The sequence below is a fragment of the Candidatus Neomarinimicrobiota bacterium genome (genome assembly GCA_022560655.1).
Classification (GTDB): Bacteria; Fidelibacterota; Marinisomatia; order SCGC-AAA003-L08; family TS1B11; genus JADFSS01.
Map to the genome: position 1 here is coordinate 27434 of JADFSS010000015.1, position 7940 is coordinate 35373.

Here is a 7940-nt window from a genome sequence, read left to right on the forward strand (position 1 = left end):
AGGGCGTGTTCAGGCCGAACAGGGCCAGCGTCTGTCGGAGCAGCACATCTGCCCCGTTGCGCAGTTCCGCGGCCGAATCCCAGTTGACCAGCAGGGCCAGCGCTTCGTAAAGGGCCGCCAGCGGCAGTATGGACAACAGGCTGTACCAGGGCGTCTTGGATGCGCGCAGATAACCCGCGGCAGCCGTGATCAAAGCGTATTCACCCCGCGGTGGTTCCGGTTGCTTCAGGAATGGATAAATTCATAGTTATCTCCATCCCGTATGATTGCGGCGTGCAGGTTCCGCCCCCTGCCTGGCGAGTCCACCAGCAGCCACTTGGGATTGCGCGGGTTCACGTAGGGCCCGACAGCGCTGTGACCCGTGACCAGGTAGCGCTGGCCAAAGTATTGGGCGAACCAGGCGTGATCCCGGTCATCATCGGAAAAGATAAAGTGCCGGTCCCAGACCAACTCCATGAGCTGGGCTTCGTCGAGTGGGGTGCCGGCAGCCAGCAGTCCCATCTGCTCACCACTGACAAAGCCGCCATGTACCACCAGCAGCTCCGCATCCAGATAGTACGGAATGATCCGCTCGCAGATAAATGACCGGTGGGCCTCGGGAATACGCTCCCTATGCCTGGCGGCGTCAGATGGGCTGTCAAGGCCGTACGACATCAGCGTCTCGCGGCCGCCCTGTTCGTACCAGTTCGGATCCGGCACACCGCCGGTTTTGAGCCATTGGGCAAACCACAGGTCGTGGTTGCCGCGCACAAAGGCCACGCCCTGGGGGGATCGCCTGTCCAGCTCCAGCAGCAGGTCAATCAGACGCCGTACGTCGCAGGTATCGGGCCGCATGTGGTCGTTGTAGTCCCCCACGAAGATGAGGCGGTCGTGGCTCTCATCATACCGGCACTGCTCCAGCAGCCGCTCCAATCCGCGCCAGTTTCCGTGGAGGTCGCCCACCACCAGGTAACGGCTTGCGAAATTCACGGCAACGGGCGGCGGATTCGTGCCCTACTCACCATGATCGATCTGCATGATGGACAAAAAGGCCTCCTGCGGTATTTCCACTTTGCCCAGCTGTTTCATGCGCTTTTTGCCCTCCTTCTGGCGTTCCAGGAGTTTCCGCTTGCGGGTAATATCGCCGCCGTAGCATTTCGCCGTCACGTTCTTTCGCAGCGCCTTGACCGTTTCCCGGGCGATGATGCGGTTGCCGATAGCCGCCTGGATGGCTACCTCGAACTGCTGCCGGTGGATCACCTCCTTGAGCCGTTTGCACAGCGCCCGCCCCTGGGCGTGGGCGTGGTCCTGGTGGACAATAGTGCTCAGGGCGTCCACCGGCTCGCCGGCAATAAGGATGTCCAGTTTTTTCAGGCGACCGGGCTTGTGGCCAATGAACTCATAATCGTACGAGGCGTAGCCCCGGCTCACCGATTTCAGACGGTCAAAAAAGTCGAAAATGACTTCGGCCAGGGGCAGTTCATAACGCAGCTGCACCTTTTTGGGCGAGAGGTAGTGGGTGTCCAGATAGCGCCCGCGATTGTCCTGGCAGAGCTTCATCACATTGCCCAGGTACTCCGGTGGGACGATGATCTCCGCCTTGACATAGGGTTCCCGGATTTCCAGAACCGTACCGGGATGAGGCATCTGGGCCGGGCTGTCCACCTTGAGCAGACCCGCATCCTTGGTTTTGACCTCGTACTCGACATTGGGAGCAGTGCTGATCAGGTTGAGGTCGAACTCCCGCTCCAGCCGCTCCTGCACGATTTCCATATGCAGCAGCCCCAGAAACCCGCACCGGAATCCAAAGCCCAGGGCGATGGACGTTTCGGGCTGGTAGCTGAGGGCGGCATCGTTGAGGCGCAGCTTGTCCAGGGAGCTGCGCAACTGCTCATAGTCTTCGGCGCTTACCGGATACAACCCGGTGAACACCATGGGTTTAATGGGCTTATAACCGGGCAGCGGCTTTGTTGCTCTGGATGCCCTTGTGGTCAAGGTATCGCCCACCTGAAGATGCGCCACGTCTTTCATGCCGGAGATCATATAACCCACCTCCCCCGCCGAGAGCCGCTCAACCGGCTGGCGCTGCATGCGGAACACCCCTACCTCATCAATATCGTAGTTTCGGTCGTGGGCGAAGAATTGAGCGGTGTCGCCCTTCTGCAGACTGCCGTCTACCAGCCGCACGGACGCGACGGCGCCCCGGAAGGAATCGTAGGTGGAGTCGAAAATGAGCGCCCGAGTTGGGCCCTTGGGGTTGCCCTCTGGTGGAGGAATGCGATCCGCCACGGCAGCCAGAATCGCCTCCACCCCAGCACCCGTTTTCGCGCTGCTGATGAGAATCTCGGCTTCGTCACAACCGGTGAGGTCCACCAGCTGAGCCTTGACATCTTCCACCCGGGCGTTGGGCAGGTCCACCTTGTTGATCACCGGAATCAGCCGCAGCCCGTTTTCGATGGCCAGGTAGGCGTTGCTGACGGTCTGGGCCTCTACCCCCTGGGCGGCGTCCACCAGTAGCAGCGCCCCTTCACAGGCGGCCAGGCTGCGGGATACCTCATAGGTGAAGTCCACGTGACCCGGCGTGTCGATGAGATTGAAGACGTAGTCTTCTCCGTCCACCGGGCTATAGACCATGCGTATGGGGTGGGCCTTGATGGTGATGCCCCGCTCGCGTTCCAGATCCATGTCATCCAGAACCTGGTCCTGCATCTCCTTGGCGCTCAGCGTTCCGGTGAACTCCAGGAATCGATCAGCCAGGGTGGACTTGCCGTGGTCGATGTGGGCAATAATGCAGAAGTTTCGTATGCGGGACTGGTGCATCGCGGGAAGTTAGGCGTGGCGCCGAGATCAAATGAAGGGGAAAGGGTGACGCGGGTTGGGGCGGGCTGCCGTCCTCCGGCGGCGAGACGGGAATGCCGCTGGGGGGTCGTTCCGCTACGGCTAGTCCCCCACCTGGTCCCACCCGATGCGGGACAGGTGCCAATAGATAACCGCCGCTGCCGACGCCGATATCAACAAGTACAGCACACCCACCAGCTGCGGCCCAAAAATCAGCTTGCCAATGCCGAACAGGGCGAAGAAGACCAGCACACAGCCGGCCAGCCAGTCAATAAACAGCCGCGAAAGGCCGGTGTCGCTCTGCACATCGGGCAACTTGTCGGCTACGGGCTTCCAGAAGGCACCACCGGGGTGGACGCGCCGGTAAAAAGCGTGCAGGGTGGCCTCATCGGTGGGTTGGGTGAGCCAGGTTGCCGCCAGCCAAACAGCCGTGGCCCACAACACGATGATAAACAGGGTATAGGGAAACGCCAGGTACGGTTCCAGACCCGGCACGGCCGACACCAGTGGGCCAGGTGCAAACTTGATGACCGCCAGCACCGGCAAGGGTGCGATCATGGCGGCAATCTCCGACCAGGCGTTGATGCGCCACCACCACCAGCGCAAAATGAGGACCAGACCGATGCCGCCGCTGGCCTCCAGGATAAACACCCAGGCATCACTGATGCGCCCCAATTTGGAGGTAAACAGCAGCGAGAGAAACATCGTCAGCAGGGTGACGATGCGGGACGCCCGAACATAGTCTTGCTCTTCGCCGTCCGTAAGCATAAAGCGGCGGTAGAGATCGTTAATCAGGTAGGATGCGCCCCAATTGAGCTGGGTGGAAATCGTGGACATATACGCCGCCAGAAAGGCCGCCAGCAGCAGGCCCACGATGACGATGAGCAAGGGTTTGCAATGCATGAAGGCAGTTTAGGGCCTCTGTCGCCCGAAGCCGCGGCCGAGTTTGTGACCCTCCGTATAATGCCGCTTTGCGTCTGGAGCTTTCCTCATGCGCCTTCTCGGCAAAGCGCTCACCTTCGACGATGTTCTGTTGGTGCCAGCGTTCTCCCAGGTGTTGCCACGTGACACCAGCCTTGCGACCCGTCTGTCGCGCAACATCCCCCTGAACCTGCCGCTGGTGTCCGCCGCGATGGACACCGTGACCGAGGCCCGCCTCGCGATCGCCATTGCGCAGGAGGGCGGCATCGGCATCGTGCACAAGAACCTGTCGGCGGAAGCCCAGGCGCGCGAGGTGGCCCGGGTCAAGCGCTACGAGAGCGGCGTCGTCCGCGAGCCGCTGACGATCGGCCCTGACGCCACGGTGCGCGAGGTGGTCGAGCTGACCCGGTTGCATGGCTTCTCTGGCTTCCCGGTGGTCGAGGGCAGGAGGGTGGTCGGCATCGTCACCGGGCGGGACCTGCGCTTCGAGACGCGCATGGACGCCAAGGTCCGCGAAATCATGACGCCGGCCGAAAAGCTCATCACGGTCAAGGAGGGCGCTTCGCTGGACGAGGCCAAGGCCCTGATGCACACCCACAAGCTGGAGCGTGTGGTCGTCATCAACGACGCCTTCGAGCTGCGCGGCCTGATGACGGTGAAGGACATCACCAAGCAGACCAGCTTCCCCAATGCGGCGCGTGACGCCCATGGCGGCCTGCGCGTCGGCGCGGCGGTCGGCTTCGGCGAAGACACCGAGCAGCGCGTCGAGCTGCTGGTGCGTGCCGGCGTCGATGCCATCATCGTCGACACCGCCCACGGCCACAGCGCCGGCGTGCTGGACCGGGTGCGCTGGGTCAAGCGCGCCTACCCGCAGGTCGATGTCATCGGCGGCAATATCGCCACCGGCGCTGCGGCGTTGGCGCTGGTGGAAGCCGGTGCGGACGGCGTCAAGGTCGGCATCGGCCCGGGTTCGATCTGCACCACGCGCATCGTCGCCGGCGTGGGCGTGCCGCAGATCACCGCGGTCGACAACGTCGCTACGGCGCTCAAGGGCACTGGCGTGCCGGTCATCGCCGACGGCGGCGTGCGCTACTCCGGCGACGTGGCCAAGGCCATCGCGGCTGGCGCCGACACCGTCATGATGGGCGGCGCCTTTGCCGGCACCGAAGAAGCGCCGGGCGAGACCATCCTCTACCAGGGCCGCACTTTCAAGAGCTACCGCGGCATGGGCTCGATGGGCGCGATGGCCAAGGGCAGCGCCGACCGCTACTTCCAGGCCGAGACGGGCAACAACCCCAACACGTCCAAGCTGGTGCCCGAGGGCATCGAGGGCCAGGTGCCCTACAAGGGCTCGGTCGTGCAGGTGATCTTCCAGATGGCCGGTGGCCTGAAGGCGTCCATGCACTACTGCGGCTGCGCCACCATCGCCGACATGCAGAACAAGGCCGAATTCGTCGAGATCACCACGGCGGGCATGCGCGAGAGCCATGTCCACGATGTGCAGATCACGAAGGAAGCGCCCAACTACCGCAGCGAGTAAGCGCGAGCAGCGCGGACGGGGCGAACGCAAGTCGCCCCGTTTTTGTTTTCAAGCCTCCCGCATGACCGACACCTCCTCCAGCAAGCGCACCGCCGGTATGGGCTTCATCATGGTTACGGTGCTGATCGACATGATCAGCATCGGCCTGATCGTGCCGGTGCTGCCACACATCGTCGGCTTGTTCACCCAGGGCAACGACGAGCAGACACTGGGTTTCCTGATGCTGACGCTGGCCTTCGGCGTGGCCAACTTCTTCGGCTCTCCGGTGCTGGGTGCGCTGTCGGACCGCTTCGGCCGCCGCCCGGTGCTGCTGATCGGCTTTGCCGGGCTGGCGCTGAGCTTCTTCGTCACCGCCTCGGCGCCGGCACTGTGGGTGCTGGTGGTGGTGCGGCTGTTCTCCGGCGCGATGCAATCCAATATTGCCATCGCCAACGCCTATGTGGCCGACATCACCGCACCGCAAGACCGGGCCAAGCGCTTCGGCCAGCTGGGTGCGATGTTCGGCCTGGGTTTCATGCTCGGCCCCGTGATCGGCGGCCTGCTGGGGGACGTCGATGTGCGGCTGCCCTTCTATGTCGCGGGCTGCCTGGCGGTGGTGAACTGGCTGTACGGCTTCTTCGTGCTGCCGGAGTCGCTGCCGGTCGAGCGGCGCCGGCCGCTGGAACTGCGCAAGCTCAATCCGGTCGCGGCGCTGCAGGGTCTGAACCGGGTGAATGACATCGGGCCGCTGGTGCTGGTGCTGGCCCTCAGCGCGCTGGCCCAGTTCATGTTGCACACCAGCTGGGTGCTCTACACCAAGTTCAAGTTCGGCTGGGGGCCGGGGCAGGTCGGCTGGTCGCTGCTGGCGGTGGGCGTCGTCTCCGTCATCAGCCAAGGCGTGCTGCTGCGTCCGTTGCTCAAGCGGTTCAGTGCCCAGCGTCTGGCCATCGCCGGCATGGGCTCGGGCGCCTTGGCCTATCTCGGTTTCGGCCTCGCGAGCGAAGGCTGGATGATGTATGTCGTGATCGGCGCCAACCTGCTCGGTGGCGTGGCGGCTGCGGCGATGCAGAGCATCATTTCCAACGCCACCGATGCAACCCATCAGGGCCAGACCATGGGCGCCATTTCGTCGCTGAACAGCCTGATGGCGGTGTGCGCGCCCATCGTCGCGCTGGAGTTGCTGCGCTGGGTGTCGCACCGCCCGGCGGGCGATCTGCTCATCGGTCTGCCCTTTTTCACCTGTGCCGCGCTCCAGGCGCTGGCCATGTTCATCACGCTGCGCTTCTTCCGCCGCCAGGCGGCCGCCGCCCAGCCTGCCTGAAAGTCCTGCCATGCAACACGACAAGGTCCTCATCCTCGACTTCGGCTCCCAGGTCACCCAGCTCATCGCCCGCCGGGTGCGTGATGCGTCGGTCTATTGCGAAATCCATCCGAATGACGTGTCGGACGACTTCATCAAGGCCTTCGCGCCCAAGGCCATCATCCTCAGCGGCAGCCACGCCTCCACCTATGAAGACCACGAACTGCGTGCGCCGCAGGCCGTGTGGGACGCCGGCGTGCCGGTGCTGGGCATCTGCTATGGCATGCAGACCATGGCGGTGCAGCTCGGTGGCAAGGTCGAATGGAGCGACCACCGCGAGTTCGGCTATGCCGAGGTGCGCGCCCGCGGCCACACCAAGCTGCTAGAGGGCATTGAGGATTTCCGCTCGCCCGACGGCCGCGGCATGCTCAAGGTCTGGATGAGCCATGGCGACAAGGTCACGGCCCTGCCGCCGGGTTTCCGCTTGATGGCGTCGACGCCGAGCTGCCCGATCGCCGGCATGGCCGATGAGGTGCGTGGCTTCTATGCCGTGCAATTCCACCCCGAGGTCACGCACACGCTGCAGGGCGCGGCCATGCTGTCGCGCTTCGTCCGTGACATCGCCGGCTGCCGGGGCGACTGGCAGATGGGCAGCTACATCGACGAGGCCGTGGCGCGCATCCGCGAGCAGGTCGGTGACGAAGAGGTCATCCTCGGCCTGTCGGGCGGCGTGGACTCCAGCGTCGCCGCCGCACTGATCCACCGTGCCATTGGCGACCAGCTCACCTGCGTGTTCGTCGACCATGGCCTGCTGCGGCTGAACGAAGGCGACATGGTGATGGAGATGTTCGCCGGCAAGCTGCACGCCAAGGTCATCCGCGTCGACGCCAGCGAGCTCTTCCTCGGTGAACTCGCCGGCGTGACCGACCCCGAGCAGAAGCGCAAGATCATCGGCCGCCTGTTCGTCGACGTGTTCAAGGCCGAGGCCGCCAAGCTCAAGGCAGGCGACGCCGGCCACAAGGGCGCGACCTTCCTCGCGCAAGGCACCATCTACCCGGACGTGGTGGAGAGCGGCGGCACGCTGGGCGTGGCCCTGGGCCTGCCGCCCGAGATGGTCTACCGCCACCCGTTCCCGGGCCCGGGCCTGGGTGTACGCATCCTCGGCGAAGTCAAGAAGACCTACGCCGACCTGCTGCGCCGCGCTGACGCGATCTTCATCGAGGAACTGCGCAACACCATCGACCCCGCCACCGGCAAGACCTGGTACGACCTGACCTCGCAGGCCTTCGCGGTGTTCCTGCCGGTCAAGAGCGTGGGTGTCATGGGCGACGGTCGCACCTACGACTACGTCGTGGCGCTGCGCGCGGTGCAGACCAGCGACTT

7 protein-coding genes are annotated in these 7940 nt (G+C 64.1%); 3 read left to right on the top strand and 4 right to left on the bottom strand.

What is annotated here, in order from left to right; translation table 11 throughout:
* The 4 genes from IH971_04020 to IH971_04035 all read right to left on the bottom strand — a co-directional run.
* The coding region (locus IH971_04020; protein MCH7497001.1) for a hypothetical protein at positions 1–193 on the bottom strand (193 nt) is incomplete at its 3' end.
* 32 nt (positions 194–225) lie between these two features.
* The gene (locus IH971_04025) at positions 226–969 is read right to left on the bottom strand and encodes a serine/threonine protein phosphatase (protein MCH7497002.1); all 744 of its coding nucleotides are present in this window, start codon (positions 967–969) and stop codon (positions 226–228) included.
* 24 nt (positions 970–993) lie between these two features.
* On the bottom strand, positions 994–2799 hold the full coding sequence (lepA, locus tag IH971_04030; protein ID MCH7497003.1) for an elongation factor 4: 1806 nt from the start codon (positions 2797–2799) through the stop codon (positions 994–996).
* A 120-nt stretch (positions 2800–2919) separates the two neighbouring features.
* Entirely contained in the window at positions 2920–3720 is an 801-nt protein-coding gene (locus IH971_04035) for a hypothetical protein (protein MCH7497004.1), read from the bottom strand.
* Between the two features lie 88 nt (positions 3721–3808).
* Between IH971_04035 and guaB the strand changes: the two genes are divergently transcribed.
* The 3 genes from guaB to guaA all read left to right on the top strand — a co-directional run.
* Positions 3809–5278, top strand: a complete 1470-nt coding sequence (gene guaB / locus IH971_04040; protein ID MCH7497005.1) for an IMP dehydrogenase — start codon at positions 3809–3811, stop codon at positions 5276–5278.
* Between the two features lie 61 nt (positions 5279–5339).
* A complete protein-coding gene (locus tag IH971_04045) occupies positions 5340–6578 on the top strand; it encodes an MFS transporter (GenBank protein MCH7497006.1) in 1239 nt (412 codons plus the stop codon).
* Between the two features lie 10 nt (positions 6579–6588).
* Positions 6589–7940, top strand: a 1352-nt coding sequence (gene guaA, locus IH971_04050) for a glutamine-hydrolyzing GMP synthase (protein ID MCH7497007.1), incomplete at its 3' end; no start/stop codon positions are given.

Coding starts and splice junctions, on each gene's coding strand:
- lepA (MCH7497003.1), bottom strand. CDS start 2,799: ATGCACCAGTCCCGCATACGAAACTTCTGCATTATTGCCCACATCGAC.
- IH971_04035 (MCH7497004.1), bottom strand. CDS start 3,720: ATGCATTGCAAACCCTTGCTCATCGTCATCGTGGGCCTGCTGCTGGCG.
- guaB (MCH7497005.1), top strand. CDS start 3,809: ATGCGCCTTCTCGGCAAAGCGCTCACCTTCGACGATGTTCTGTTGGTG.
- IH971_04045 (MCH7497006.1), top strand. CDS start 5,340: ATGACCGACACCTCCTCCAGCAAGCGCACCGCCGGTATGGGCTTCATC.